Genomic DNA, 25351 nt, shown 5'->3' with positions numbered 1-25351 from the left:
GACGCCGGAAGGTCAGCGGACCATCTTAACTTCGGTCCAGAGACCATCGTCGATGAACTGCCGGTATTTCTCGTAACCGGCCACCGCGGCGTCGCCGTCCTTCTTGCTGAATTTGGCCAGGATTTCCTTCTCGATCATCTGGTCGCGCGCCTTGTCCGGCTCGAGCATCGCCGCGCTGGTGTAGTGAATCATGATCAGCACGCTCGGCGCGCTCTTATTGTATCCGTTCCGCACCATGAACTTATAGTCGTCGATGATGCCGTGCTTCTTCATCACCTCGAAGCCCGGAACCTGCGATTTGCGCAGCCCGGTGAGATAATCGTCGACATGATTGGGATCGACTTCGATCGCGTTTATTTCCCACAGGCCAGACTGAGGAACATAATCGACATATTGTTCAGCGATCGCGATCGATGTCGCACCGCACGCAACCAGAGCGGCAATCATGAATTTCTTCTTGTGTAGCATGGCCTTTGTCCTTGATTCTGAGGAACGCCAAGGCACTGGTGCGCGAGCACTTTGAGAAACTATCATTTTACATACGATTTTGCGAGCGAACGGGCAGGATATTTCGCCCCTATCTGCGCGCCCGCGACCTGCTTGCTCAATTGGCGCTTTCACCGACTGACAACCGACACGAAGCGGTGCTAGCGCCGCTTCATGCATTTCGATCTGATCCAGTCGCTCAGCCTCGCCGGCTCCTCCTGCACCCCCAATGACGATCGCGCGGGTGCGGCCAACGCGCATGCCTGGGTGATCGACGGCGCCACCGATCTCGGGCCGCCGGGGCTGATGGGCACGCGCGGCGGCGCCGCCTGGCTGGCGGGTGAGGCGCAGGCCGCCTTCACCGCTGCGCCCGATGCGCCGATCGAAGTGATCTGCACGAGCGTGGCCGATCGCCTCGCCACCGCCTACGCCGCCACCCGCACCCGCGCGCCCGAGGGCCGCTGGGAGTTGCCGATGGCCTCGCTTCTCGCTGTCCGCCTTGTCGGTGACATGCTCGAATGCGGCTGGCTCGGCGATTGCGCCGGACTGCTGCGGAGTGCCGGCGGCGTCACCCGCCTCGGCCCGCCCCGCCAGGAAAAGGATGAGGAGGCCGAGCGCGCAGCCAGCCTGGCCCAGCACGGCTTGGGCAGCCCGAAGCGCAGCGCGCCGATCCTCGAAGTCCTCCGCACCGCGCGCAGCCGCCCGGGTCTGCGCATCCTCGGCGTCGAACCCGAGACGATGGCGAGCCTCGAGACCACCCGAATTCCCTGCACGCCCGGCGACGATGTCCTGCTGATGAGCGACGGCTTCTCGGCGCTGATCGATGCCTATGCCGCTTATGACGAAGCCGCGCTCTTCGAGGGGCTTGCGGTCCAGGGGCTGGCTGGGCTCGGCGAACGCCTGCGCGCGATCGAGGCCGAGGATATTGCCTGCGCCCGCTTTCCGCGCTTCAAGACGTCGGACGACGCCACGGCCTTGTGGCTGCGCATCGGGGAGTGACCATGGCGCGCGGGCGCACAACGATCGTGGCGGCGGTGGCGCTGTCGCTGCCGGTCGCGATCGGCGCCTGGTTCGCGCTCCGTCGCGGGCTTCCGCCGATCGACGCCGATCCGATGCTCTTCGCCCTCCAATGCGCAGGCGCCGCGATCCTGCTCGCGCTGATGACCATGGTCGAGGCGGTGGCGCATGAGCGGCTCTATCATACTTCGATCGATCCGCTCGCCGGGGCCGATTCAAGCCGGCTGGAAGTCAACCGGCGCTGTCTCCAGAATACGCTGGAACAGACTGCGATCTTCGTGCCGGGCCTGTTCCTGCTTGCGCATTATGCGGGCGATCTTCGCGCCGTCGCCGCCACCGCGATCGTCTGGACGCTTGGCCGCTGGGCATTCTGGATCGGCTATCATATCGGCCCGATGTGGCGCGGGCTCGGTGCCTTCTCGATGTTCCAGAGCCTGCTGGTCCTGATGTACGGCGTCGGTAGCTTCGGCTTCGAGCTGGCGGGCTTGGCAGGCGTCGCGGCTTTGCTTGGGCCGTTCCTGGCGATCGAGGCCTATCTGTTCATCGCGCTGAGGAAGCCCGCATGACTCATTTCCTGCTCCGCTACACGCTGGCGCCCGACTATCTCGAACGCCGCGCGCAGTTGCGCGACCGGCATCTCGCGCTCGCCTGGGCGGCGGCGGATCAGGGCAGGCTGATCCTCGGCGGCGCGGTCGGCGACCCCGTCGAGAGCGCGCTGCTGCTGTTCACCGATAGTGATGCCGCCCGCGCCTTCGCCGAGGCCGATCCCTATGTCGGCGAGGGCCTCGTCACGCGCTGGGAGGTGCTGCCCTGGATCACCGTCGCCGGGGCAGACGCGGCAACGCCGGTGCGTCCCGGCGCCTGACTCATCACTGCGGCGCGAAGATCGATCGGCTGAGCGCGTCGCGCACCAGATCGCGGCCCTGTTGCATCTTGTCGGTCGCCACGCGTGCGATCTGTGCCGTTTCGGCCGAGAGTGCTTTCCGGCGGATGCCGAGGGCGTCGAACCGTGCCTTGTCCCCACCGCTGTTGAAGCCGAAATAGCCGCCCTCATTGTACCAGCCGCGCCGTGCCAACAGCGTGCACAACTCGCCGGTCGCGTCGAGTATCGCGAGCTGGTTGGTGAGCACCGCGTCGTTGCCTGAAGCGACATCGGTGCCGGCCATGATCGCGATCCCGCGCTTCGCCTGTCCCGAAAGATTAGCTGCGTCGATCGTGTGCCGCAGCGACTCCTTGCGCTCGGCGCGCGCGGCGCTCTGATCGCGCGCCAGCTTCCGGACGCTATCAATCTCGCCGCAATGGCCGATCGCACGCGGATCCTGCTGGAGCAGATAGGGGCTGTTGAGCGCCCCCGCGCCGAACTTGCCCAGCGCTGCCGCATAGTCGCGCTGCGCCAGCGCATCGGCCTGGACCGAGGTGACGAACAGTTGCGAGATCGGTCCGCGTGCCGACGCGTCGCCCGGCATCTGCGGCGCGCCCTGCGGCCCGAACTCGACTTCGGCGAAGCTGCTAGCATCCGCCCGCGCGCGCGTCTGGTATTGGCCATGCGCGACGAGGCCCGCAATCACGCCGGCACCGGCCAGGATCGCCAGCGATCCTGCCTTCCAAGCCATCGGCGATCGGCGGACGGTCGCCGCGAACCCGATCGCCCAGAGCAGCACGCCCAGCGCTACGCCACCGCCGAGCAGGGTCGCATAGGTCAGCTGGGGCACCAGCCGCGGCCCGATCACCGCCGCCAGCACCAGCACGGCGCACCCGGCCAATATGGCGAGCACGGGATGATCGTGCGGCGCGTGGACGTGCGTTTCCTCGGTTTCTGTCATGGCTTTCCCCCTTGCCGCCGAACCTTAGGGTCGGTGTTTGATACTCGCAATATCGTCGGACGGCGGACCGAAAGATCGCTCCGCTCGCATTTCGCTTTGCCCAGGCCAAGCCTCGCTTGCTTGCGCCGCGCGGCGCGATCGGCTCAAGCGCCCGGCATGACAAGCTCTACCCATCCCGATGCAAAGGGCCTTGCGCTTGGCGTCAGCGCCTATGCGCTCTGGGGCGTGCTGCCGCTCTATATCCATCTGCTGAAGGGCGTGCCCTCGCTCCAGGTGCTCGCGCACCGCGTGCTCTGGTCGGTGCTGCTGCTCGCGGTGATCGTGATCGTGATGCGCCGGGGCCCTGCGATCCTCGCCGCCGCGCGGCAGCGGCGCACTTTGCTGCTGCTGATCGCCAGCGCAGCGCTGATCGCGGTCAACTGGATCGTCTATATCTGGGCGGTCCAGAACGACCACGTCCTGGAGGCAAGCCTCGGCTATTTCATCAACCCGCTGGTCAATGTCGCCTTGGGCGTCGCGATATTGGGAGAGCGGCTGCGGCGCATCCAGGGCGTCGCCATCGCGATCGCCGCGATCGGCGTCGTGGTGCTCGCGCTCGACGGCGGCGGCTCGCTATGGATCTCGCTAACGCTCGCCGCGAGTTTCGGCATGTACGGGCTGGTGCGGAAAGTCGTCGCGATCGACGCGCTGGGCGGCCTGACGGTCGAGACGCTGCTGCTCGCCCCGGCCTGCGCCGCCTGGCTGGTTTATGCCGCCAGCACGGGCGAGGGTGCGTTCGGCCATTCGCGCCATCTCGATCTGCTGCTGGTGCTTGCCGGCGCGGTCACCGCCACGCCCTTGCTGCTCTTCGCCGCCGCCGCGCGCCGCATGCCCTATGCCACGCTCGGCCTGCTCCAGTACATCGCGCCCTCGCTCCAGTTCCTCGAGGCGGTCTTGCTGTTCAACGAGCCGGTCCATACCGTCCACATCATCACCTTCGTGCTGATCTGGAGCGGCTGTGCGCTCTATGCCTGGGATAGTTTGCGGGCTCTGAGAGCGCCCGTCGCGGCATAAACAGACGTCATGCGTGCAATACTCAGGAAGCCTGGGCTAGCCGATCGGCGCGGCGGCGGGGACGATCGCGGCTTTCAGCAAGGGCGATTCCGCCTGCGGAAAATGCGGTCAGGGCTGCCAAGAGGATGATCATGTGCGTGTCCTTTCGTTCTTTTGCCGCGGCGGAGACGCCGCGGACGGGTTCGATGCTCGGCTCAGGCGATAGCGGGGCCGACGGCACCGGCCATGAAGATGGCGCTGGCGAGGAAGGTGAAAGCAACTGCGACAAAGGCGTTGCGAAGCGAGGTGGCTTGGTAGGTCATGATGTCGTTCCTTGTGTTGTCAAAATGCCCGGTGTTGGGCCTGCCAACATCTCAGCAGGAAGCGTGCCAAAATCGTAAGTAATTGATTTTGATATATATCACATGCACGCCCACGGCGTGGCGGACTCCAGTCTGCTAAGAAGTGGGAAAATCCGCGATGTTTGCGCCGCGTCAGCGTGCGCCCCGCCCGCACTCTCTCGGAGAGCAACCCACCAGCGTCTGATCGAGGCATGGTGCGGCGTCCGCTCATGGACACCCACTGTCCGGTTCCGGACAGAGCCGTTCCACGAGCGATGCGAATGTCCGCAACCGGATCGAAAGCGGCGCATCTTTTGTCCGTCCGCACCTGGCAATGCAGGATTTCGCCTGCTCCGCTCCTCGGGTGGCGAAGCTCCACAACCGAGATGCGCTGGAACCAGGCAAATCCGCCGAAAATTATTCAACCAATCGGTTGACTATTCAATCGGCCGGTGGAATATTCAACCATATGGTTGAATATCGACTCGACGCGACATTTCAGGCGCTTGCCGACCCCACAAGGCGCGGGATGCTCGCCAATCTCGCACTTGGCGAAAAGTCGATCGGCGCGCTCGCCGAGCCCTTTTCGATGAGTTTCGCGGGCGCTGCCAAGCATGTGAAGGTCCTGGAGGATGCCGGGCTCGTCGCGCGGCGCAAGGTCGGGCGCAGCTATATGTGTGCGCTCAGGCCCGCGCCGCTGGCCGAGGCGGATCAATGGCTCCGCCAATGGGAGAAGTTCTGGAACGTTCGCCTCGACAAGCTCGAGGCGCTGATCGCCGCCGAGAACGCGCAGGAGAAGCTATGAAGGTCACCCTCGTTTCGATCATCGTCGACGATCAGCAAAAGGCGCTCGCTTTCTATCGCAACAGGCTCGGCTTCGTCGTCAAGGAGGATGTGTCCACCGGACCGCCGGGCGCGCCGCACTGGATCACGCTGGCGCCAGCCGAGGATCCGGAGGGCGCACGGATCTCGCTCGAGCCCAATTTTTTCGACTTTGTGAAGACCTATCAGTCGACGCTCAAGGAGAAGGGCATTCCGCTTACTGCCTTTCTGTGTACCGATCTGAAGGCCGATTACGAACGGCTCAGCGCCGCCGGCGTCGTCTTCAAAGGGCCGCCCAGCGCGGGCGACGCGGCGATGCCTGCCATGGCGACCTTCGACGACACGGTCGGCAACTGGATCATGCTCTACGAGGCGCCAAAGCCATGAGTACTCCGGTCGTCCTCACCGTCACCCGTGATCTCGCGGCGTCACCCGAGCGGGTGTTCGACGCCTGGCTCGATCCGGCAAAGGCGCGTCAGTTCCTCTTCGCCACGCCCGATGGCGAGATGCTGACGTGCGAGATCGACGCGCGCGTCGGCGGGCGCGGCCTGATCGTTGAACGCCGTGCCGGCGGCGACGCGCATCACCGCATCCAGTTCGAAGCGATCGATCGTCCGCACCGCCTCGTCTTCCTCTTCTCCGCCGATCCGGCCGAGGAAGGGCAGTGGACCCGCGTCAGCATCGCCATCGCAGCCGCGCCGGGCGGCTCGACGCTCACCCTCACTCACGAAATGGACCCTGCCTGGGCCGCGTACGAGGAACAGACCCGCAAGGGCTGGACGATGATCCTCGAAAGCCTGGCGCACACGCTGGAGAACGGAAATGGCTAACACTCTCGCTGCCGATACGATCACGCCGCAGATGCTGCGCTTCGAGCGGAACCTTGCCGCGCCGATCGAGACCGTCTGGCAATATCTGGTCGATCCCGAGCTCCGCGCCCGCTGGTTCATGGGCGGCCCCACCGAGCCGCGCGAGGGCGGCAAGCTCGGCCTCACCTTCGCGCACCAGAATCTCTCCGATGACGAGGTGCCCAACCCTGAGCGTTACGCGAAGAACGAGGGCAAGGCCTGGTCGGAGACGATCACCCGGATCGAGCCGCCGCATCTCCTCGCCTTTACCTGGGACAATGGCGATGCGGGCGATGTGACGATCGAGTTGGCGGAAGCCGGCCCGGGCCGCACCCGGCTGACGCTCATCCATACGCGCCTGCGCGGGGCCGAGGACGCGCGCAATTTCGGCGGTGGCTGGGGGGCGCATCTCGACGTTCTGCAGAAGCGGCTGGCGGGCGAGCATGTCGCCAATTTCTGGGATCTCCATGCCGCGGCCGAGGCGCGCGCCGCGAGGGCGGTGGGTCTCTAGACGGAGCGATTGCAGCGGGCTTGCCGCTCCCCATATGGCGCCTTTGGAGGTGCCCCATGGCAAGCAAGCCCGTTCGGATTCCCGGCCCCGATCATCCCATCACCGTCACCCGCAGCGACGCGCATGTTGTAGTCCGTGCCGGGGGCAAGGTGATCGCCGACACGCGCCGCGCGCTGGCGCTGCAGGAGGCGAGCTATCCGCTCGCCTATTACGTCCCGCGCGAGGACGCAGACATGAGCCTGCTCGAGCGCACCGATCATGCGACCTACTGCCCCTATAAGGGCGAGGCTTCCTATTATTCGGTGCGCGGGGGCGCCGCGAATGCGGTGTGGAGCTATGAGGCGCCCTATGACGCCGTCGCGGAGATAAGCGGCCATCTCGCTTTCTATCCCGATCGTGTCGACGGGATCCACGTCAGTCGGTGAAGTTGGGCGGACGCTTCTGCAGGTTCGCCATCACCGCTTCGATCTGATTGGGCGAGCGGAGCAAAGCGGCCTGTTCGGCGCTCTCGGCGAGGAGGATCGCGGCGGCGTCGCCCTCCAGATTGGCGAGCCGCTTGGCCGCGCGGATCGCCTGCGGATTACACGCGGCGATCGCCCGGGCCAGTATCATCGCCTCGGCGTGCGGATCCTCGGCGATCCGCGTGACGAAGCCCCAGGCCTGCGCTTCCCCGGCATCGAACTCCTGGGCGGTATAGGCGAGCTCGCGCAGCACGTCGTCGCGCACCGTCCCGCGCCACAGCGCGAACCCCGCCATGTCGGGGACGATGCCCCATTTCATCTCCATCACCGCCAGCCGCGTGCCCGGCGCGGCGATCCGCACGTCCGCGCCGCTGGCGATCTGCAGCCCGCCGCCGAACGCCACGCCGTGCACCGCCGCGATCACCGGCACGCTTAAGGTCCGCCAGCCCCAGGCAACCTGCTGGACGTCGTTCGCCAGCCCGTGGCTGCGCGTTGGCAGGTCGATGCCGGAGCCTCCCGCCGCCATGCTCGCCATGTCGAGCCCCGCGCAAAAGCCGCGCCCCTCGCCCGACAGCACCACCACGCGCAGTCCCGGCATCGCCTCCAGCTCGGCGATCGCGGCAATGATCGCGGCGAACATCGCCGGATCGAGCGCATTGAGCTTGTCGGGCCGCGCCAGCCGTACATCGGCGACGCCATTCTCGAAGCTGATCGTCACCCGTTGGTCGGTCATCTCGCTCTCCATTTCCCGCTTTTCGGCAGCGGCGCTTGCGCGCATGATTAGGGCAAATCCCGAAAACGGGAACAAGGGGAGAGGTAGAAATGAAGACCCTGGCGTTCGCCGCGGCACTGCTCGCGGCTTCCTTCCAGACCACGCCCGCCGTCAGTCCCGGCGCGGTCTACAGCAACGCGCTGGCCAATGGCTGGGAGAACTGGAAATGGGACGGCGCGGAGGCCGCGCTCTCCTTCGAGCTCGGCGGCACCGCGCGCAAGCCGATCCGCGTCGAGGCGCAGGGATATAAGGGCCTGTATCTCCACCATGCCGGGTTCGATACCAAGCCGTTCGTCGGCTTGAGCTTCCTCGTTCAGACCGGGGAAGGCACCGGCCAGATCCGCGTGATCGCGATCAGTGGCGGCAAGCCGATCCCGGATAAGCAGAAGCTGGTCAAGCTGGCACCCGGAGGCTGGACCAAGGTCGATGTGCCGCTCAGCGATCTGGGTGCTGCGAACAAAGTGATCGACGGCATCTGGTTCCAGAACGACGGCGCCGATCCTGCGCCGCGCTTCTACATCACCGACATCATGTTTCACTGACCAGGCGGTAGCCCTTCCCCCGGTCGGTAAGCAGCAGCGGCGCGGTGAAGCCCCGGTCGAGCTTCGCGCGCAATCGCGACATATGGACTTCGACCACATTGGTGCCGGGATCGAAGCGCAGCGCCCAGACCACGGCGAGCAGTTCGGCGCGGCTGACGCAGCGCCCGGCATGGCGCGCGAGATGAAGCAACAGGCCATATTCACGCGCGACCAGGCGGATGGCCTTCCCCTCCCGCGTCACGCTGCGCTCGACCGGATCGATGCGCAGCGGCCCGATGATCAGGGGCGCCGGCGCCCGCCGCACGCGCGCGGCAAGGCGGGCGGCGATCTCGCCTGCATTGGCGGGGGCGGTGACGGCATCGTCGGCGCCGGCATCGAGGGCCAGAGCGACGGATTCACCTTCGCCGAGCACCAGCATCAAGGGTCCGTGCCAGCCGCGCGCCCTGAGCCGCGAGATCTGGGCGGCACAGTCGCCGTCGCCGGCAAGCAGCGCGGCCTGCGCTTCCACATTCCTCGTGAAGGGTACTAGGCGCAGCCCGCGCGCATCCGCTGCCTCTGCGAGGTGCGGTATCTCGAGCGTGCAAGCGATGATGGCGGTCACGAAGGCCAGGCTAGCGGGAAACATCCGGTTCCGATGCAAACCGACTCCGTTATGGAGCAAGTCCGGCGGCCTCCAGCGCGGCCAGGCGCGCCCGGGCATGTTCCGCTACATAGCGGGAAGGATCGCCCGCCGCGTAGCCGAGGATCGCCTCCGCCTCGTCGGGCAGGGCCGATGCGAGCGCGGTCAGCGCGGTAACCCGCATCCGGCCGCACGGATGGCTGCGCGCCAGTTCCATGGCCAAATCGAGCCCGTTGCCGAGGTGCGTGGCGATCGCGATCAGCGCCTCCGCGCCGGTGGCGGTCAGTCCTTCGACGATCACGCCGCGTGCGATGTCGAAACGATATTGTTCGATCCAGGGTTGCGCGGGATCGGCGCCCAGGATGTTGAGCGAGACCGAGAAACTGTCCGGCGGCAATTGCACATGCACGTCGCGCCGCATCCGATAGAGCATCAGCCTGCCCGGTTCGAGCCGCGCCCGCTCGACGAAGCGCAGTCGTGCATCCTCGCCGGGAATGCCGTCCAGCGCTTGCGCGTCATATTCGAAATAATCGCTCCAATAGCCCGGACCCAGATAGCCGTAAGTGAGGAACGGGAAATTATGGTCGTGCGGCATATCGTAGAAAAACGCCGCAGGCCCGCTCGCGCGCGTCACCGGATCGCTGCGCGCTGGCCAGAAATTGGCGCGCAGGACATAGCGGCCATTGGGCGGCCGCAGTAGGAACACCTGGGCACCATAAGCAGCGCCTTTGTGCTGCCCCTCGCATCGGGTCTTGAGTTCGTCGATCGCCAGGTCGGCGAGGAAGCTCCGGTTGCGCCCGAGCCGCGCCAGCAACGGACCCAGTGCCGCGAACGAATCCTCGTCGCGTGTGTCGAAATCCGCCCGGTCGAGCGCGACGACAAGGTCGTCGAGCCCGATCGGAGCGCCGTCGCCGGGATCGATCAGGCGAGGCATCGCGCCTGCTCCAGCCGTCGCTCGACCGCGACCAGAGTCAGCGTTGCCGCCGCGCGAACTTCCATATTGGCATCGCCCGTCGCCATCTCGGCCAGGCGAGGTAGGGCGGCGCGCGCGTCGAGCGCCAGCCATTCGCGCATCGCCGCCCATCGCACGTGAAACGCGGGATCGCGCGTCACGGCGCCAAACTGCTCGCCCGCATCGGCGCGACCCGAGAGGCGGAGGAAAGCGAGCAGCATCTCGGTTCGCGATGCCCGGTCATCATTGCTGGCGGTGCGGATCAGCACGCCATCGGGGATCGCATATTCGCGCATCAGCGGAGCCGCGCCGGGGCGCACCGTGGCGGCAAGCGTCACGACATCCGAGCGCGCCTCAGCCACGAGCTGCGCTTCGATCCGGCCGTCGAGCCGCATCATGTCGCCATCCACCAACGTCACCGGCGGCAGCGCCCTGGCGGGCACAGCGGTCGCGGCACCGAACCGCGCGGTGATCGGTTCGGCGCGCCAGCGCCGCAGTGTCGCGCCGCCCGCCTTGAGATACCGCGTCACCGCCATGCGTCCGGTGAACACCATCGATGCCGGCGCCGGCAGCGTCGCCATGGCGGTCGCGCTGGCGATGCTCATCGTGATCGAGATCGCCGGGCAATCGAACAGCACCGCGCCGAACCGGCGCGCATCCCGGCTGATCTTGAACGGCGGCTCGAAGAAGGGATCGTGGTCCAGCGCCGCGACCAGCGGATCGATCAGCGCCGTCGCCCAGCCGCTGTCCGAGAGCAGCCGCTCCGCCCGGTCTGCTGCCGGCTCCGCGCTTTCCAGCGGGCAATCGGCAAACATGTTCTCGAGCGTGCGATATTCCGCCCCCTCCAGCCAACGCCGCGCAATTGCCCGGGACGCTTCGCGGGACGCAGCGATCCGTGCGCGCAAAGCTTCGGTCATCTCCGTCACCTGCGTCGCGCTCAGGGCGCGATCTCGTAGATCAGGATTGCGATGCCGACGAGGAATTCGAACAGATCGTCGACGCCCTGGACTTCGCCGGCGCGCAGCGCGCCGTTGATCGCCACCTGGGTGCCGAGCTCGGCGATTTCGCTCAAATCGATCTGGATCAGAGCCATGGTGTCCCCCTTTCAAACTTGCCCGTCCGCGAAACTAGGCGCGCCGCTTCCCCGGCTCACGTTACATCGGCGTAATGTGCCGGGTTTGCGCGATGGGGCATGCGCGGTTAGGGGCAGGGCATGTCCGGCGACGACAATACTGCCCCTGCCAGGGGCTTCGATCCGCGCTTGTTCTTCAATGCCCGCTTTGCCGGCCATGGGAGCCAGCTGGGGATTTCGCACCGTGCACATGGCGACGACTGGGCCGAGCTGGTGCTGCCCTATGCCGATGCCCTGATCGGCGATCCCGCTTCGGGCGTGCTCGCTTCGGGACCGATCCTGGCGCTGATGGATATGGCGACCAGCGTCGCGGTGTGGCGCAGGCTCGGCACTTTCGCGCCGCATGCCACGCTCGATCTGCGCATCGATTATCTGCGGCCCGGCCGCCCGGGCGAAGCGGTGATCGGGCACGGCGAATGCTATCGCATCACCCGCTCGATCGCGTTCGTGCGGGGCCAGGCGCATGACGGCGATCCGGACGATCCGCTGGCGCATGTCGCCGGTACCTTCATGGCGGCGGACCGCTATTGGTGACACTCCCGCCTTATGCCGAATTCCTCGGCCTCAGCATCGAGCCGGGCGAAGGCGCGCCGGTGCTGCTGCTGCCGTTCCACACCGACGTGATCGGGCGTCCCGGCTTCCTCCACGGCGGCGCCATCGGCGGGCTGCTCGAAATGGCGGCGGTGATGGCGCTCAAGCACGCGCTCGAGGCCGATGGTGGCGGTCGGATCAAGCCGATCAACGTGACCGTCGACTATATGCGCGGCGGCCGCGACAAGCTCACCCGCGCGCAGGGCAGCGTCACGCGCCTGGGCAATCGTGTCGCCAATGTCGAGGCGATCGCCTGGCAGGACGAGCCCGACCGCCCGATCGCCGCGGCGCGGATGAACTATCTGATCGTGCGCTAGCATTCGGGGTAGCATTTCCCGCTTGCCAATCTCTCGGCAACCGCGCCAATCTGGCAGCATATTCCACAGGCTTGGGGGGCAAGCCCATGAAAGTTAAGCTATTGAGCGTGCTCGCACTGGCGAGCGCGCTGTCCTTGTCCGGGCCCGCGCCCGCCGCCGATCCCGATCCCACCGTTCCCACGGCAGCGGATTTCGGTGCGGTGCCGATGATCAAAAACCCCAAGCTGTCGCCCGACGGCAGCCTAGTAGCGGCGGAGGGCCTGATCAAGGGCAAGTCGGTGGTGCTGATCGTCCAGCCGTCCGGGATCAAGCCCATACCCGTTCCCGACAAGCATCGGATCGAATGGATTCGCTGGGCGGGCAGCCGGCGACTCCTGGTGAGCCTTAGCACCATCACGCGCGAGCTCGAGGAAGAGCAGCGGATGACGCGCATCGTGATGCTCGATCTCGATACCGGCAAGCAGCGCTTCGTCGGTCCGCGTGAGCAAGGCGTGGACGGCGACGACATTGTCCATATCGATGAGGGCGGCAATTTTGTGCTGCTCTCCACTCAGCCCAGCATCTACGAATATCCGGTCGTCTATCGCGTCGATCTTGCCACCGGCAAATCCTCGCGCGTCGTCGATGCACGGGAGGATGTCTGGAATTGGTACGCCGATCCGTCGGGGGTCGTGCGCGCCGGAATCGCGATCCGCGACGATAAGTGGTGGGTCTATTATCGCGACGGCGCGAAAGGGACCTTCGCGCGCACCAAGCGGCGTGATTTCGACGACAACGACGCGCATATCGACACGTTCGAGCCGGTGGTCGGCAGCGACAAGGGGCTGGCCGTGGCGGCGGGCGACAGCGGCCGCTTCGGGCTCTATCGCTACGATTTCAAGAACGATCAGCTCGGCGAGAAGATCTACGAGAATCCGGTCGTCGACATCACCGATTACGATGTCGCGTCCGACGGCACGGTGCGCGGCATCTTCTACGACGACGACAAGCCCGAGGTGACCTGGCTCGATCCCGAGATGAAGAAGCTCCAGGCCAAGCTCGATCGCGCGGTGCCGGGGCACCTCAACCGCATCGTCTCGTCGAGCCGCGACAAGATGCGTCTGCTGGTGTGGAGCGGATCGGCGGAGGATCCCGGCGTCTATTATCTCTACGACCGCACGACCAATCACATGGATCTCTTCGCCGAGCCCTTTCCGGGATTGGGCGGCAAGCGGCTCGCGCCGATGGAGCCGGTCCGGTACAAGGCGCGCGACGGGCTCGAGCTGCGTGCCTATCTCACGCTGCCGCCGGGCCGCGATCCCGCCAAATTGCCGCTGATCGTGATGCCGCATGGCGGCCCCTTCGCGCGGGACAGCTGGGGCTATGACCCCTGGGTCCAGTATCTGGCGAGCAAGGGCTATGCAGTGCTCCAGCCCAATTATCGCGGATCGACCGGCTTTGGCCGCGCCTTTGTCGAAAAAGGCAATGGCCAGTTCGGTCGCGGGATGCAGGACGATGTCGACGACGGCGTCAAATGGCTCGCCGAGCGCGGTACGGTCGATGCCAAGCGCGTCTGCATCATGGGCGCCTCCTATGGCGGGTACGCCGCGATGCTGGCGGCGGAGCGCAATCCGGAAATCTATCGGTGCGCGATCAGCTTTGCGGGCATCTCAGACGTCGCCTCGCAGCTTCGCTACGATCGCAAATCCTTTTCCGCGACCCGCTATTTTCGCAACTGGCGCGATCGCGTCCGCGGCGACAAGAGCTTCGAGCTCGACACCATCTCGCCGATCAAGCAGGCGGCGCAGATGACCGTGCCGATCCTGATCGCGCACGGCGAGGACGACGATAATGTGCCGCTCTATCAGTCTCGGCGGCTGCACGAGGCGCTGATGAAGCTCAAGCGGCCGCACGAATATGTTACCTATCCGAACGAGGGCCATGGCTTCAGCGATCCCGTCCATGCCACTGATTTCCTGACCCGCGTCGGCAAGTTTCTCGACGCCCATAATCCGAGCTGACGCAACGATATAAGCGTCATTTCGGTAGTGAAATCATCAAGTTGCGCAAAAATACGGATTTGCGCAACTTCGCGACTGCGGGCATGATCGCGGCGAATCGAGCTTGGGGGGTCCAAGTTGACCTTTTCGCGATTGCTGCGCGGTGCAGCCCTGTTTTCCATGGTTCTTGCGGCGCCGGCCTGGGCGGGCGCCGATCCAGTGCCGAGCGCAGCCGACTATGCGGCCAGCCCCGCGATCGCCGACCCGGTGCTTTCCCCCGACGGGCTTCGCGTCGCCGCGCGGGCGCGGCTTGATGGCCGCTCGCGGCTCGCCTTGTTCAACCTTGCCGATCCCGCCCGTGCCGTGCAGCCGATCGCGTTGCCGCAGGGTGAGCGGCTCGAATGGTTCTACTGGCTCGATTCGAACCGGCTGCTCGCCAGCCTTGGCCGTGGCGGAACTGACGTCACGCGGCTGGTAGCGATCGACCTGACCAGCGGCGCAGCGACCCAGATCGGCCCGGATCGAGCGGGCGGCGCCGGCGACGAACTCGTCCATATCGATCGCGCGGGCGCCTTCTTGTTGCTCAAGCACCAGGACCAGGAGGACGAGGCGCCGGCGATCTACCGTGTCGATCTGCGCACGGGTGCGACGACGCTCGCGGTCGCGCCGCAGCCGGGCGTGTGGGACTGGCTGGTCGATTCGGCCGGCGTGGTACGTGCGGGCATGGGCGCCAGGGGCGGCAAGTCCTGGATGCTCTATCGCAGGGGCGAGGGCGAGCGGTTCAGCCGCTCCGGCCGCGGCGCCGATCCGCGATCGGGCATCGACCAGCTGACCGCGGTGCGGGACAGCGATCAAGGCTATGCGCTTGCCGATACGCGGAGCGGCCGCACCGGGCTGTTCACCTATGATTTCCGCAAGGGTCGGCTGGGGGCGCTCCTCTACGAGAATCCCGAAGTGGATCTGGACGGTTTCGAGACCGGAACCGATGGGCGCGTGACCGGCGTCGACTATACGCTCGACCGGCGCGAGACGCATTGGCTCGATCCGGCGCTGGCGAAACAGCAGGCGGCGATCGATGTGGCGCTGCCCGGCCGGTCGAACCACGTCATCTCCGCCAGCGCCGACTGCGCGCGCCTGCTGGTGCTGAGCGAATCGGCGAGCGATCCCGGCGCCTATTATCTCGTCGCCGACGGCCGCGCCGAACTGCTCGCCGAGATCAATCCGGCGCTCCGCGGAACGCCGGCGGGAGAGATGCGCGCGGTGCGCTACCGCGCGCGCGATGGGCTTGAGATCCGCGGCTATCTCACGCTTCCGCCCGGGCGCGCCGCCGCCGGCCTGCCGTTGATTGTGATGCCGCATGGCGGCCCCTTCGCGCGCGACGATTGGGAATATGATCCCTGGGTCCAATATCTGGCGGGCAAGGGCTATGCCGTGCTCCAGCCCAATTTTCGCGGTTCGACCGGGTTCGGCGACCAGTTCGTCGCGGCGGGCGACGGCGAATGGGGCCGCGGCATGCAGGACGATGTGGACGATGGCGTGAAATGGCTGGCCGGGCAGGGCACTGCCGACCCGAAGCGCGTCTGCATCATGGGCGCGTCGTTCGGCGGCTATGCGGCGATGTGGGCGGCGGTGCGCAATCCCGAAACGTATCGCTGCGCGATCAGCTTCGCCGGCATTTCCGATGTGAAGGGCCAGCTCGACTATGACCGCAAGACCTTCGACGAGCGCGACTTCCGTGTCTGGCGCCGCCGCATCCAGGGCGATGCCCGCTCGCTCGAATCGCTCTCGCCGCTCAATTTCGTCGAGCAGATGCGCGTGCCGATCCTGATCGCCAACGGCACGGCGGACACGGTGGTGCCCCCCGACCAGTCCGAGCGGCTGCACCAGGCGCTTACCCGGCTGGGCCGCGCACATGGCTATGTCGCCTATCCGGGCGAGGGTCACAGCCTTTCCGATCCGGCGCACGAGGCCGATTTCCTGGCCCGCGTCGGCGCCTTTCTCGACGCGAACAATCCGAGCTGAATTAACGTACAATTCGGCTCGCCTACAGGGTCTTGCCGCCACAGCATCCAGCGCGTATATAGCCGGTGCTTTCTCGGACATCGTCAAACATGATCGAGGTCGAGGCCCCCGGGTCTCGGCGCTGAAGCTGCTTATCTGATTGCCGGAGACCCGATGGCGGACATCGCCGCACTGACCAGCTTGATCGAACCCGAAGCCAAGGCGCTCGGGCTCGAGCTTGTGCGCGTAAAGATGTTCGGCGGCCAGAGCGATCCGACGCTGCAGATCATGGCCGAGCGCCCCGATACGCGTCAGCTGAGCATCGACGATTGCGCCGATCTGTCGCGCCGCATCTCGGATCGGCTCGACGAGCTCGAGGCCGCCGGCCGCGATCCGATCGACTATGCCTATCGGCTCGAAGTCAGCTCGCCGGGCATCGATCGCCCGCTTACCCGGTTGAAGGACTATGCCGATTGGGCCGGGCATGAGGCGCGAGTCAATTTGACCGAGCCGACCGAGGACGGGCGCAAGCAGCTCACCGGAATTCTCGCAGGCGTCGAGGGCGACACTGTCACCATCGACGTCCGCAAGCATCGCGAGGTCACCGTGCCGTTCGTGCAGATCGCCGACGGCAAATTATTGCTGACCGATGCCCTGATTGCCGCAACCGTGCCGCTCTCCGTCGAGGGCGCCGACAAGATTATCGAAGTGGAAGGATAAAGAATGGCCACTGCCATTTCCGCCAACAAGGCCGAACTGCTTGCCATTGCCGACTCGGTCGCCAAGGAAAAGCTGATCGACAAGGCCATCGTCATCGAGGCGATGGAGGACGCGATCCAGCGCGCGGCCAAGAACCGCTACGGTGTCGAGAACGATATCCGCGCCAAGCTCGATCCAGTCTCGGGCGATCTGCGCCTGTGGCGCGTCGTCGAGGTGGTCGAGGCGGTCGACGATTATTTCAAGCAGGTCTCGGTCAAGGACGCACAGAAGCTCCAGAAGGGCGCAGTCGTCGGCGATTACATCGTCGATCCGCTGCCCGCGATCGAGTTCGGCCGCATCCAGGCCCAGGCTTCGAAGCAGATCATCTTCCAGAAGGTCCGCGACGCCGAGCGCGAGCGCCAGTTCGAAGAGTTCAAGGACCGGATGGGCGAGATCATCACCGGCGTGGTGAAGCGCGTCGAGTTCGGCCATGTCGTCGTTGATCTCGGCCGTGCCGAAGGCGTCATCCGCCGCGACCAGCAGATCCCGCGCGAAGTCGTTCGCGTCGGCGATCGCGTCCGCTCAATCATCCTCAACGTGCGCCGCGAGAATCGCGGGCCGCAGATCTTCCTCAGCCGCGCGCATCCGGACTTCATGAAGAAGCTGTTCGCGCAGGAAGTGCCCGAGATCTACGACGGCATCATCGAGATCAAGGCGGCCGCCCGCGATCCGGGCTCGCGCGCCAAGATCGGCGTCATCAGCCATGATTCGTCGATCGATCCGGTCGGCGCCTGTGTCGGCATGAAGGGCTCGCGCGTCCAGGCGGTGGTCCAGGAGATGCAGGGCGAGAAGATCGACATCATTCCCTGGTCGCCCGACACCGCGACCTTCGTCGTCAACGCGCTGCAGCCGGCCAATGTCAGCCGCGTCGTGATCGACGAGGAAGAGGATCGCATCGAAGTCGTCGTTCCCGACGATCAGCTGAGCCTCGCCATCGGCCGCCGCGGCCAGAATGTCCGTCTCGCCTCGCAGCTCACCGCCAAGGCGATCGACATCCTGACCGAGGCCGATGCCTCGGAGAAGCGCCAGAAGGAATTCGTCGAGCGTTCGGAGATGTTCCAGAACGAGCTCGACGTCGACGAGACGCTGGCACAGTTGCTGGTCGCCGAAGGCTTCGGGTCGCTCGAAGAGGTCGCCTATGTCGAGCTCGGCGAGATCGCTACGATCGAGGGCTTCGACGAGGAGCTCGGCCAGGAGCTGCAGAGCCGCGCGCAGGAAGCGCTCGAGCGCCGCGAGGAAGCCAATCGCACCGAGCGCCGCGCGCTGGGCGTCGAGGACGATCTCGCCACCATGCCGTACCTCACCGAGGCGATGCTCGTCACGCTCGGCAAGGCGGGCATCAAGACGCTCGACGATCTCGCCGATCTCGCCACCGACGAACTGGTGCAGAAGAAGCGCCAGGAGCCGCGCCGCCGCAACGAGGATGCGCCAAAGCGCACCGAGGACAAGGGTGGCGTGCTCGCCGAATATGGCCTGAGCGACGAGCAGGGCAACGAGATCATCATGGCGGCCCGTGCCCATTGGTTCGCGGACGAAGAGACGGCTCCGGCCGCCTCCGCCTCTGATACCGGCGCAGCCGGCGAGGAGGACGCTGTTGCGGAATCCGAGCAATGAGACGCCGAGCGTAAACGGCAGTGATGACGCGGCGGATGGTCCCATCCGCCGCTGCATCCTCTCTGGCGAGCACGAGGCGCGCGAGCATCTCGTGCGCCTTGCGCTCTCGCCCGACGGCGAAGTGCTGCCCGATGTTCGTGCCAAGGCCCCGGGCCGCGGCGCCTGGATCGGCGTCACCCGCGCCGAGCTCGAAACCGCGCAGGTCAAGGGCAAATTGAAGGGCGCGCTCGCCCGCGCGTTCAAGACCGGTGAGATCCGCATTCCCGACGATCTCGGCGAGCGGATCGAGACGCAGCTCCAGCGCAATTTGCTTGATCGGCTCGGCCTCGAATCCAGATCGGGCGCGGTGGTCACCGGCGGCGAGAAGCTCGACAAGGCGGCGCGATCCGGCAAGCTCCATCTGCTGCTCCATGCCGCCGATGCGGGCGAGGACGGGTCGCGAAAGCTCGCCCAGGCGTGGCGCGTCGGCTCGGATCAGGAGGGCGGTGATCTCAAGGGATTGGCATTGCCTGTCCCGCGCACCATATTGTCCTTGGCGCTTGGCCGCGAAAATGTGGTACATGCCGGCCTGATCGATGCCCGGGCGGCCAAGCGGGTGAGCGAAGCGCTCGACCGTTGGCTGCACTTTATTGGCCCCGAACGCAGTCCCTGAGCCTTGCGAAACCCATTCGCACGGCGCATCGGCGCTATGCGAACGGCCCGACCGGAATAAGAATACGAACGAAGGATTTTGAGTACGCGATGAGCGATACCGACAACGATAAGCCGAAACTGGGCATGCGCGCGCCGCTGGGTCTGAAGCGCACGGTCGAGACGGGCAAGGTGAAGCAGAGCTTCAGCCATGGCCGCTCGAACACCGTGGTCGTGGAGGTGAAGCGCCGGCGTGTCCTCGGTCCGCAGGGCACGCCGCAAGAAGAGCAGACGCCGGTTCCGGCGCCCGCACCCGTTGCCGCGCCTGCGCCCCAGGCAGAGCGCCCCGCGCCGCCGCCGGCGCCGCGTCCCGCTGCCGACAATCTGTCGCCGCAGGAGCGCCAGGCCAAGCTGCTGCGCGAAGCCGATGAGCAGCGCATGCAGGCGCTTGAGGAAGCGCGTCGTCGTGAAGAGCGCGAGCGCATCGAGGCGATCGAGGAAGAAAAGCGCCGCGCCGAGGAGCGCGCCCGCGCGGAAGCAGAGGCCAAGGCGCCCAAGCCCGCTCCCGCTCCGGCCTCCGAGCCGGAGCCGGCTGCCACGCCCGCGCCCGAACCCGTTCAGGCCGCGCCGAAGCCGGCACCTGCCGCGCCTCCGCCGCCTCCCGCCCCCGTGGGCCTGCAGCTCGATCCGAGCCGCCCCGCGCCGCGCCTGTTCACGCCGGTGCAGCGTCCGGAAATCCCGAAGCCGGAGCCCAAGCCCGAACCCGAGGCGAAGCAGCCCGAGCGTCAAGCGACCGCCGCCGCCACGTCGGCATCGACCGCCTCTACGCCCGCCGCACAGCGTCCCGCACCTGGCGGTGGCGCTCCGGTGCGCCGGGGACCCGAGCCGGCACGACCGCAGCAGCGCGACCGCAAGGGCGATGACCGCCGCCAGGCGGGCAAGCTCACGGTCAATCGTGCGCTCGGCGACAATGACGGCGCGCGTGCGCGCTCCCTCGCCGCGCTCAAGCGGGCGCGCGAGAAGGAACATCGCCGCATGGGCGGCCCGCGCGAGCCGCAGGTCAAGCAGGTCCGCGACGTCGTGGTGCCGGAGGCGATCACCGTCCAGGAACTCGCCAACCGCATGGCCGAGAAGGGTGCCGACCTGGTCAAGATGCTGTTCAAGATGGGCTCGCCCGTCACGATGACGCAGACGATCGACCAGGACACAGCCGAGCTGCTGGTTACCGAATTCGGGCACAATATCGTCCGCGTTTCCGATGCCGATATCGATCTCGTCACCGATACGGTCGAGGATGCCGAGGAGACGCTGAAGCCGCGTCCGCCGGTGGTCACGATCATGGGCCATGTCGATCACGGCAAGACGTCGCTGCTCGACGCTCTCCGCGGCACCGATGTCGTGAAGGGCGAGGCCGGCGGCATCACCCAGCATATCGGCGCCTATCAGGTCACGCTGAAGGACAAGTCGAAGATCACCTTCCTCGACACGCCGGGCCACGAAGCCTTCACCGAGATGCGCGCCCGCGGTGCCAACGTCACCGATATCGTCATCCTGGTGGTGGCGGCGGACGACGGCCTGATGCCGCAGACGATCGAGGCGATCAATCACACCAAGGCGGCCGGCGTGCCGATGATCGTGGCGATCAACAAGATCGACCGCGAGAACGCCAATCCGCAGCGCGTGCGCGAGCGTCTGCTCGAGCATGAGGTGATGGTCGAGGAAATGGGCGGCGAGACCCAGGACGTCGAGGTTTCGGCGCTCAAGAAAATCGGGCTCGATTCGCTGGTCGAGAAGATCCAGCTCCAGGCCGAACTGCTTGATCTCAAGGCCAATCCCGATCGCGGCGCCGAAGGCACGGTGATCGAGGCCAAGCTCGACAAGGGCCGCGGTCCGGTTGCGACCGTCCTTGTGAGCCGCGGCACGCTGCGGGTCGGCGACGTTTTCGTCATCGGCGCCGAGAGCGGCAAGGTTCGCGCGCTGATCGACGACAAGGGCCGCCAGCTCAAGGAAGCCGGCCCGTCGATGCCGGTCGAGGTGCTCGGCCTGTCGGGCGTCCCGATGTCGGGCGATCCGCTCCAGGTCGTCGAGAATGAGGCACGTGCCCGCGAAGTCGCCGAATATCGTTCGGGTGTCGCGCTCCAGAAGCGCACGACCAACGCGCCCGCGAGCCTCGAGAGCATGTTCTCGGCGCTCAAGGACAAGCAGGCGATCGAATATCCGCTGGTGATCAAGGCCGATACCCAGGGTTCGGTCGAGGCGATCGTGGGCTCGCTCAACAAGATCTCGACCGACGACATCAAGGTGCGCATCCTGCACTCAGGCGTCGGCGGCATCACCGAGAGCGACGTGACGCTCGCCGGTGCGTCGGGCGCGCCGATCATCGGTTTCAATGTTCGTCCCAACTCCAAGGCGCGCGAGATCGCCGAGCGAAACAAGGTGGCGCTGAAATATTACGACGTCATCTATGACCTCACGGACGAAATCCGCGCGGGCATGGCGGGCACGCTCGGCCCCGAAGCGTTCGAAACGGTCGTCGGCCGCGCCGAAATCCGCGAGGTCTTCTCGGCGGGCAAGCATGGCAAGGCGGCGGGTCTGCTCGTCACCGACGGCGTCATCCGCAAGGCGCTCAAGGCACGCATCACGCGCGAGGACGTCATCATCTACCAGGGCGAGATCGCCTCGCTCCGTCGCTTCAAGGACGATGTCCCCGAAGTGCGCGCGGGTCTGGAGTGCGGCGTGACGTTCACGCAGAACTTCGTCGACATCAAGCCGGGCGACTTCCTGGAGACGTTCGAAGTCGAGATGCGCGAGCGCACGCTCTGACCGGTGACATGAGGAGGGGACGTGGGAGTCCAGTCGATCTTCGATGATTTCCCCGTGCCCTCCTCCGCCCGGTTGCTCGGGTGGGAAGTAAGGGCAATCGATCCCGCGGCGCAGACGATCGAGATCGGCTTCGTCCTCGACGATCGCTTCCTCAATCCTGCGGGCAACGTGCAGGGCGGTTTCCTCGCGGCGATGCTCGACGATACTCAGGGCCCGGCCCTGTTCTCGGCGAGCGGGGGTACGGTCTATGCGCCGACGATCGACTTCCACATTGTCTGCCTGAAGCCAGCGCGGCCTGGCCATTTCACCGGCAAGGCCAGGGTGATCAGCCTCGGCAAGACGATCGCGGTGACCGAGGCCGAATTATTTGACGAAGGCGGCGCGCTCGTCGCCCGCGGCACCTTCACGAGCCGCGTCATGGAAAGCGCGATGGCGCGCCGGGGACAGCAATGAAGAACGCGACCAATACCGAAGACCGCTCCGTCCGCCTGCTCCGCGTCGGCGAGCAGGTGCGCCACGTGCTCAGCGAGATCCTCCAGCGCGGCGAAGTCCATGACGAAACTTTGGCCCGGCACCTGGTGTCGGTCACCGAGGTCCGGATGTCGCCCGATCTGCGTCACGCCACGGTGTTCGTGAAGCCGCTGCTCGGCAAGGAAGAGGAGGTGGTGCTCAAGGCGCTGCGCACCAACACCGCCTATCTCCAGCGCGAAGTCGCTGCGCGGGTGCAGACCAAATACGCCGCCAAGCTCAAATTCCTCGCGGACGAGAGCTTCGACGAAGGCACCCATATCGACAAGCTTCTGCGTGATCCCAAAGTGGCGCAGGATCTGAAGACCGACGCCCAGGACTGATGGCCAAGCTCTATTTCTACTATGCCTCGATGAATGCGGGGAAATCGACCACCCTGCTCCAGGCCGATTTCAATTATCGCGAGCGCGGCATGCGCACCCTGTTGTTCACCGCGGGCGTCCATGATCGCGGCGGCAAGGGCGTGATCGATTCGCGGCTGGGCATCCAAGCGAGCGCCATTCCCTTCGACGGCGAGACCGATCTGCGCGTCATCACCGAAGACGAGCATTTCCGCAGCCCGCTTGCCTGCGTGCTGGTCGACGAGGCGCAGTTCCTGTCGGGCGCGCAGGTCCGCCAGCTCGCCCATATCGCAGATGAAGTCGGTATTCCGGTGCTCTGCTACGGCCTGCGCACCGATTTCCAGGGCAAGCTTTTCCCCGGTTCGGCCGAGCTGCTCGCGCTCGCCGATTCGCTCATCGAGCTCAAGTCGGTGTGCGAATGCGGGCGCAAGGCGACGATGAACCTGCGGGTCGACGCCGAGGGCAATGCCGTGCGCCAGGGCGAGCAGAAAGAGATCGGCGGCAACGAGCGCTATGTCGCATTGTGCCGCCGCCACTTCATGCAGCGTACAGGCGCGATCGGCTAGGATCCGGTCACGTAAGGAGACCTTCCATGTCCAAGCTCTTCGCCACCGCCCTGTTGCCGGTGCTGGCGCTCGCGGCGGCTGCCCAGGCCCAGGACGCCGCGCCCGCTCCCAAGGGTGAAAGCACCTCCATCCCGTTCATCACGCGCGGCAGCGTCCGCACCTTCGAATCCGCGCCCGACGGCCAGGGCGTCTATATCCAGAACAACCAGCGCAACTGGTATTATGTGAGCTTCTTCGCCCGCTGCCAGAACCTGCCCTACGCGATCCGGATCGGGTTCGACACCTTCGGCAATGGCAGTTCGCTGGAACGCGGCGACACGATCTTCGCCGATCGCGAACGCTGCAAGATCGCCGACATCGTCCAAAGCGGTCCCCCGCCCAAAAAGGCGAAGAAGGCCAAGAAGGGCTGAGCGCTGGCGGCATCGCGGCCGCTGGGTTAGGCGGCAGCGATGCATGGCTGGATCATATTGGACAAACCGCTGGGATTGGGCTCGACCCAAGGTGTGAGCGCGGTCAAGCGCGCGCTGCGCGAGGGCGGCTACGGCAAGTTCAAGGTCGGCCATGGCGGCACGCTTGATCCGCTGGCGACCGGTGTGCTGCCGATCGCGGTGGGCGAGGCGACCAAGCTCGCCGGGCGGATGCTCGACAGCGACAAGATCTATGATTTCACGCTCCGCTTCGGCGTGCAGACCGACACGCTGGACGGGGAGGGGCGCGAGGTCGCGCATTCCGATATTCGCCCGACGCTCGCGGAGATCGAAGCAGTGCTGCCGCGCTTCACCGGTCCTATCGAGCAGGTGCCGCCGGCCTATTCGGCGCTCAAGGTGGATGGCGAGCGCGCTTATGATCTGGCCCGGGCGGGCGAGGAAGTGGTGCTGGCGAGCCGAAAGGTGACGATCCACTCCCTCCAGATCCTCCCCGAGCTTGTCTCGGGGAGGGGGACCGTCGGCGAAGCCGATGGTGGAGGGGCAGGCGCAACTGGCGTTTTGGCACCACCCCTCCACCACGCGCTGCGCGCGCGGTCCCCCTCCCCGAGCGAGCTCGGGGAGGATCTCGAGTGCATCACCTTCACTGCCCATGTCTCCAAGGGCACCTATATCCGCAGCCTCGCGCGCGACATCGCGCACGCTCTGGGCACGGTCGGCCATGTCACGATGCTCCGCCGCACCAAGGCGGGTCCGTTCACCCTCGAACAGGCGATTTCGCTGGACAAATTGGGCGAAGCCGCTAAGGGCCGCACCCTTGAAGACTGCATCCTGCCGCTGAGGGCGGGGCTGGACGACATCCCGGCTCTATCCCTCACCCCCGACCAGGCAGGGCTGCTCCGCAAGGGGCAGGTCTTGGCCGGGACCGCCGTTGACGATGGCCAATATTTCGCGCTGCTGGAGGCTATTCCCGTCGCGCTGGTGGAGGCTCAATCCGGACTTGTCCGGGTCGTTCGCGGGTTCAATCTCTAAGACGATGTCGAAGGAAACAGCATGACGATTTCGCAGGAGCGCAAGGACGCGCTCGTCAAGGAACATGGCCGCGCCACTGGCGATACCGGCAGCCCCGAAGTCCAGGTCGCGATCCTCACCGAGCGCATCACGAACCTGACCGAGCACTTCAAGACCCACGGCAAGGACAATCATTCGCGCCGCGGTCTGCTGCTGATGGTCAACAAGCGCCGCAGCCTGCTCGACTATCTGAAGAAGAAGGACGCAGGACGCTACGCGGAACTCATCGCGAAGCTCGGGCTTCGCAAGTAACAAAACGGCGCCTTTTCGGGCGCCGTTTTTTCATCCCGGCATCAACCGGGGAAAACTGGACCCCTGCAGGAGCGGGGGAACAAGGGGGACAATCCG

The 25351-nt window shown here is 66.1% G+C and carries 31 protein-coding genes; 24 read left to right on the top strand and 7 right to left on the bottom strand.

Going from position 1 to position 25351, the window contains the following annotated elements; genetic code table 11:
• Positions 1-12: 12 nt before the first annotated feature.
• Positions 13-447 (bottom strand): hypothetical protein, encoded by a 435-nt coding sequence (locus IAG41_RS13190; RefSeq protein WP_187729077.1) that lies wholly within the window; start codon positions 445-447, stop codon positions 13-15.
• A gap of 213 nt (positions 448-660) precedes the next feature.
• Here IAG41_RS13190 and IAG41_RS13185 point away from each other — a divergent pair, with 213 nt between their 5' ends.
• The 3 genes from IAG41_RS13185 to IAG41_RS13175 are packed head-to-tail and all read left to right on the top strand — an operon-like array spanning position 661 to position 2368.
• Positions 661-1485 (top strand): protein phosphatase 2C domain-containing protein, encoded by an 825-nt coding sequence (locus tag IAG41_RS13185; RefSeq protein ID WP_187729076.1) that lies wholly within the window; start codon positions 661-663, stop codon positions 1483-1485.
• A 2-nt stretch (positions 1486-1487) separates the two neighbouring features.
• Complete coding sequence (locus tag IAG41_RS13180) at positions 1488-2069, top strand: MAPEG family protein (RefSeq protein ID WP_187729075.1); 582 nt, start codon at positions 1488-1490, stop codon at positions 2067-2069.
• Complete coding sequence (locus IAG41_RS13175) at positions 2066-2368, top strand: YciI-like protein (RefSeq protein WP_187729074.1); 303 nt, start codon at positions 2066-2068, stop codon at positions 2366-2368. The genes IAG41_RS13180 and IAG41_RS13175 overlap by 4 nt, the downstream gene beginning before the upstream one ends.
• Positions 2369-2372: 4 nt before the next feature.
• Here IAG41_RS13175 and IAG41_RS13170 read toward each other — a convergent pair whose 3' ends face one another.
• Positions 2373-3326 carry a hypothetical protein gene (locus IAG41_RS13170; protein ID WP_187729073.1) on the bottom strand — a complete coding sequence of 318 codons (954 nt, stop codon included), beginning with the start codon at positions 3324-3326 and terminating at the stop codon, positions 2373-2375.
• Between the two features lie 156 nt (positions 3327-3482).
• Between IAG41_RS13170 and rarD the strand changes: the two genes are divergently transcribed.
• From rarD to IAG41_RS13140, 6 genes are all read left to right on the top strand, one after another.
• Entirely contained in the window at positions 3483-4379 is an 897-nt protein-coding gene (gene rarD, locus IAG41_RS13165) for an EamA family transporter RarD (RefSeq protein ID WP_187729072.1), read from the top strand.
• Positions 4380-5168: 789 nt separating this feature from the next.
• The gene (locus tag IAG41_RS13160) at positions 5169-5504 is read left to right on the top strand and encodes an ArsR/SmtB family transcription factor (protein WP_187729071.1); all 336 of its coding nucleotides are present in this window, start codon (positions 5169-5171) and stop codon (positions 5502-5504) included.
• On the top strand, positions 5501-5908 hold the full coding sequence (locus tag IAG41_RS13155) for a VOC family protein (protein WP_187729070.1): 408 nt from the start codon (positions 5501-5503) through the stop codon (positions 5906-5908). The genes IAG41_RS13160 and IAG41_RS13155 overlap by 4 nt, the downstream gene beginning before the upstream one ends.
• Complete coding sequence (locus tag IAG41_RS13150) at positions 5905-6351, top strand: SRPBCC domain-containing protein (RefSeq protein ID WP_187729069.1); 447 nt, start codon at positions 5905-5907, stop codon at positions 6349-6351. The genes IAG41_RS13155 and IAG41_RS13150 overlap by 4 nt, the downstream gene beginning before the upstream one ends.
• Entirely contained in the window at positions 6344-6880 is a 537-nt protein-coding gene (locus IAG41_RS13145; protein ID WP_187729068.1) for an SRPBCC family protein, read from the top strand. Before IAG41_RS13150 ends, IAG41_RS13145 begins: the two co-directional genes overlap by 8 nt.
• A 56-nt stretch (positions 6881-6936) precedes the next feature.
• The gene (locus tag IAG41_RS13140; protein WP_187729067.1) at positions 6937-7305 is read left to right on the top strand and encodes a DUF427 domain-containing protein; all 369 of its coding nucleotides are present in this window, start codon (positions 6937-6939) and stop codon (positions 7303-7305) included.
• On the opposite strand, the gene IAG41_RS13135 is transcribed toward IAG41_RS13140, so the two are convergent.
• The gene (locus IAG41_RS13135; protein ID WP_262408648.1) at positions 7295-8074 is read right to left on the bottom strand and encodes a crotonase/enoyl-CoA hydratase family protein; all 780 of its coding nucleotides are present in this window, start codon (positions 8072-8074) and stop codon (positions 7295-7297) included. The genes IAG41_RS13140 and IAG41_RS13135 overlap by 11 nt on opposite strands.
• An 89-nt stretch (positions 8075-8163) precedes the next feature.
• On the opposite strand from IAG41_RS13135, the gene IAG41_RS13130 reads away from it, so the two are divergent.
• Positions 8164-8655: a hypothetical protein gene (locus IAG41_RS13130; RefSeq protein WP_187729065.1), complete on the top strand. Its 492-nt coding sequence runs from the start codon at positions 8164-8166 to the stop codon at positions 8653-8655.
• Here the strand turns inward: IAG41_RS13130 and IAG41_RS13125 are convergent.
• From IAG41_RS13125 to IAG41_RS13110, 4 genes are read right to left on the bottom strand one after another with little or no spacing between them, the layout of a single operon-like run.
• A complete protein-coding gene (locus tag IAG41_RS13125) occupies positions 8642-9256 on the bottom strand; it encodes a response regulator transcription factor (protein WP_316251148.1) in 615 nt (204 codons plus the stop codon). The genes IAG41_RS13130 and IAG41_RS13125 overlap by 14 nt on opposite strands.
• A gap of 49 nt (positions 9257-9305) precedes the next feature.
• A complete protein-coding gene (locus tag IAG41_RS13120) occupies positions 9306-10208 on the bottom strand; it encodes a transposase (RefSeq protein ID WP_187729064.1) in 903 nt (300 codons plus the stop codon).
• Positions 10196-11143 (bottom strand): hypothetical protein, encoded by a 948-nt coding sequence (locus IAG41_RS13115; protein ID WP_187729063.1) that lies wholly within the window; start codon positions 11141-11143, stop codon positions 10196-10198. The genes IAG41_RS13120 and IAG41_RS13115 overlap by 13 nt, the downstream gene beginning before the upstream one ends.
• Before the next feature lie 20 nt (positions 11144-11163).
• Positions 11164-11319, bottom strand: a complete 156-nt coding sequence (locus IAG41_RS13110; protein ID WP_187729062.1) for a hypothetical protein — start codon at positions 11317-11319, stop codon at positions 11164-11166.
• Between the two features lie 120 nt (positions 11320-11439).
• On the opposite strand from IAG41_RS13110, the gene IAG41_RS13105 reads away from it, so the two are divergent.
• The 14 genes from IAG41_RS13105 (at position 11440) to rpsO (ending at position 25255) form a co-directional block, all read left to right on the top strand.
• Complete coding sequence (locus IAG41_RS13105; protein WP_187729061.1) at positions 11440-11892, top strand: PaaI family thioesterase; 453 nt, start codon at positions 11440-11442, stop codon at positions 11890-11892.
• Entirely contained in the window at positions 11889-12266 is a 378-nt protein-coding gene (locus IAG41_RS13100) for a PaaI family thioesterase (RefSeq protein WP_187729060.1), read from the top strand. The genes IAG41_RS13105 and IAG41_RS13100 overlap by 4 nt, the downstream gene beginning before the upstream one ends.
• An 86-nt stretch (positions 12267-12352) precedes the next feature.
• A complete protein-coding gene (locus IAG41_RS13095; protein ID WP_187729059.1) occupies positions 12353-14266 on the top strand; it encodes an alpha/beta hydrolase family protein in 1914 nt (637 codons plus the stop codon).
• A 159-nt stretch (positions 14267-14425) separates the two neighbouring features.
• A complete protein-coding gene (locus tag IAG41_RS13090; protein WP_187729058.1) occupies positions 14426-16267 on the top strand; it encodes an alpha/beta hydrolase family protein in 1842 nt (613 codons plus the stop codon).
• A 153-nt stretch (positions 16268-16420) separates the two neighbouring features.
• A complete protein-coding gene (rimP, locus tag IAG41_RS13085) occupies positions 16421-16966 on the top strand; it encodes a ribosome maturation protein RimP (protein ID WP_187729057.1) in 546 nt (181 codons plus the stop codon).
• Between the two features lie 3 nt (positions 16967-16969).
• A complete protein-coding gene (nusA, locus tag IAG41_RS13080; RefSeq protein WP_187729056.1) occupies positions 16970-18619 on the top strand; it encodes a transcription termination factor NusA in 1650 nt (549 codons plus the stop codon).
• Entirely contained in the window at positions 18600-19271 is a 672-nt protein-coding gene (locus IAG41_RS13075; RefSeq protein WP_262408647.1) for a DUF448 domain-containing protein, read from the top strand. Before nusA ends, IAG41_RS13075 begins: the two co-directional genes overlap by 20 nt.
• Positions 19272-19360: 89 nt before the next feature.
• Positions 19361-22072, top strand: a complete 2712-nt coding sequence (infB, locus tag IAG41_RS13070; RefSeq protein WP_187729055.1) for a translation initiation factor IF-2 — start codon at positions 19361-19363, stop codon at positions 22070-22072.
• A 21-nt stretch (positions 22073-22093) separates the two neighbouring features.
• The gene (locus IAG41_RS13065; RefSeq protein ID WP_187729054.1) at positions 22094-22525 is read left to right on the top strand and encodes a PaaI family thioesterase; all 432 of its coding nucleotides are present in this window, start codon (positions 22094-22096) and stop codon (positions 22523-22525) included.
• Positions 22522-22923 carry a 30S ribosome-binding factor RbfA gene (gene rbfA, locus IAG41_RS13060; RefSeq protein WP_187729053.1) on the top strand — a complete coding sequence of 134 codons (402 nt, stop codon included), beginning with the start codon at positions 22522-22524 and terminating at the stop codon, positions 22921-22923. Before IAG41_RS13065 ends, rbfA begins: the two co-directional genes overlap by 4 nt.
• Positions 22923-23507, top strand: a complete 585-nt coding sequence (locus IAG41_RS13055) for a thymidine kinase (RefSeq protein ID WP_187729052.1) — start codon at positions 22923-22925, stop codon at positions 23505-23507. Before rbfA ends, IAG41_RS13055 begins: the two co-directional genes overlap by 1 nt.
• Before the next feature lie 26 nt (positions 23508-23533).
• Positions 23534-23917, top strand: a complete 384-nt coding sequence (locus IAG41_RS13050) for a DUF6491 family protein (RefSeq protein ID WP_187729051.1) — start codon at positions 23534-23536, stop codon at positions 23915-23917.
• A gap of 39 nt (positions 23918-23956) precedes the next feature.
• A complete protein-coding gene (gene truB, locus IAG41_RS13045; protein WP_187729050.1) occupies positions 23957-24964 on the top strand; it encodes a tRNA pseudouridine(55) synthase TruB in 1008 nt (335 codons plus the stop codon).
• 21 nt (positions 24965-24985) lie between these two features.
• Positions 24986-25255 carry a 30S ribosomal protein S15 gene (gene rpsO, locus IAG41_RS13040; RefSeq protein ID WP_187729049.1) on the top strand — a complete coding sequence of 90 codons (270 nt, stop codon included), beginning with the start codon at positions 24986-24988 and terminating at the stop codon, positions 25253-25255.
• The last annotated feature ends 96 nt before the right edge of the window (positions 25256-25351 follow it).

It is taken from the genome of Sphingomonas sp. JC676 (genome assembly GCF_014489075.1).
Classification (GTDB): Bacteria; Pseudomonadota; Alphaproteobacteria; order Sphingomonadales; family Sphingomonadaceae; genus Sphingomonas.
Note: the sequence above shows the minus strand (reverse complement) of the source record. Positions and strands in the feature narration are given on the sequence as shown.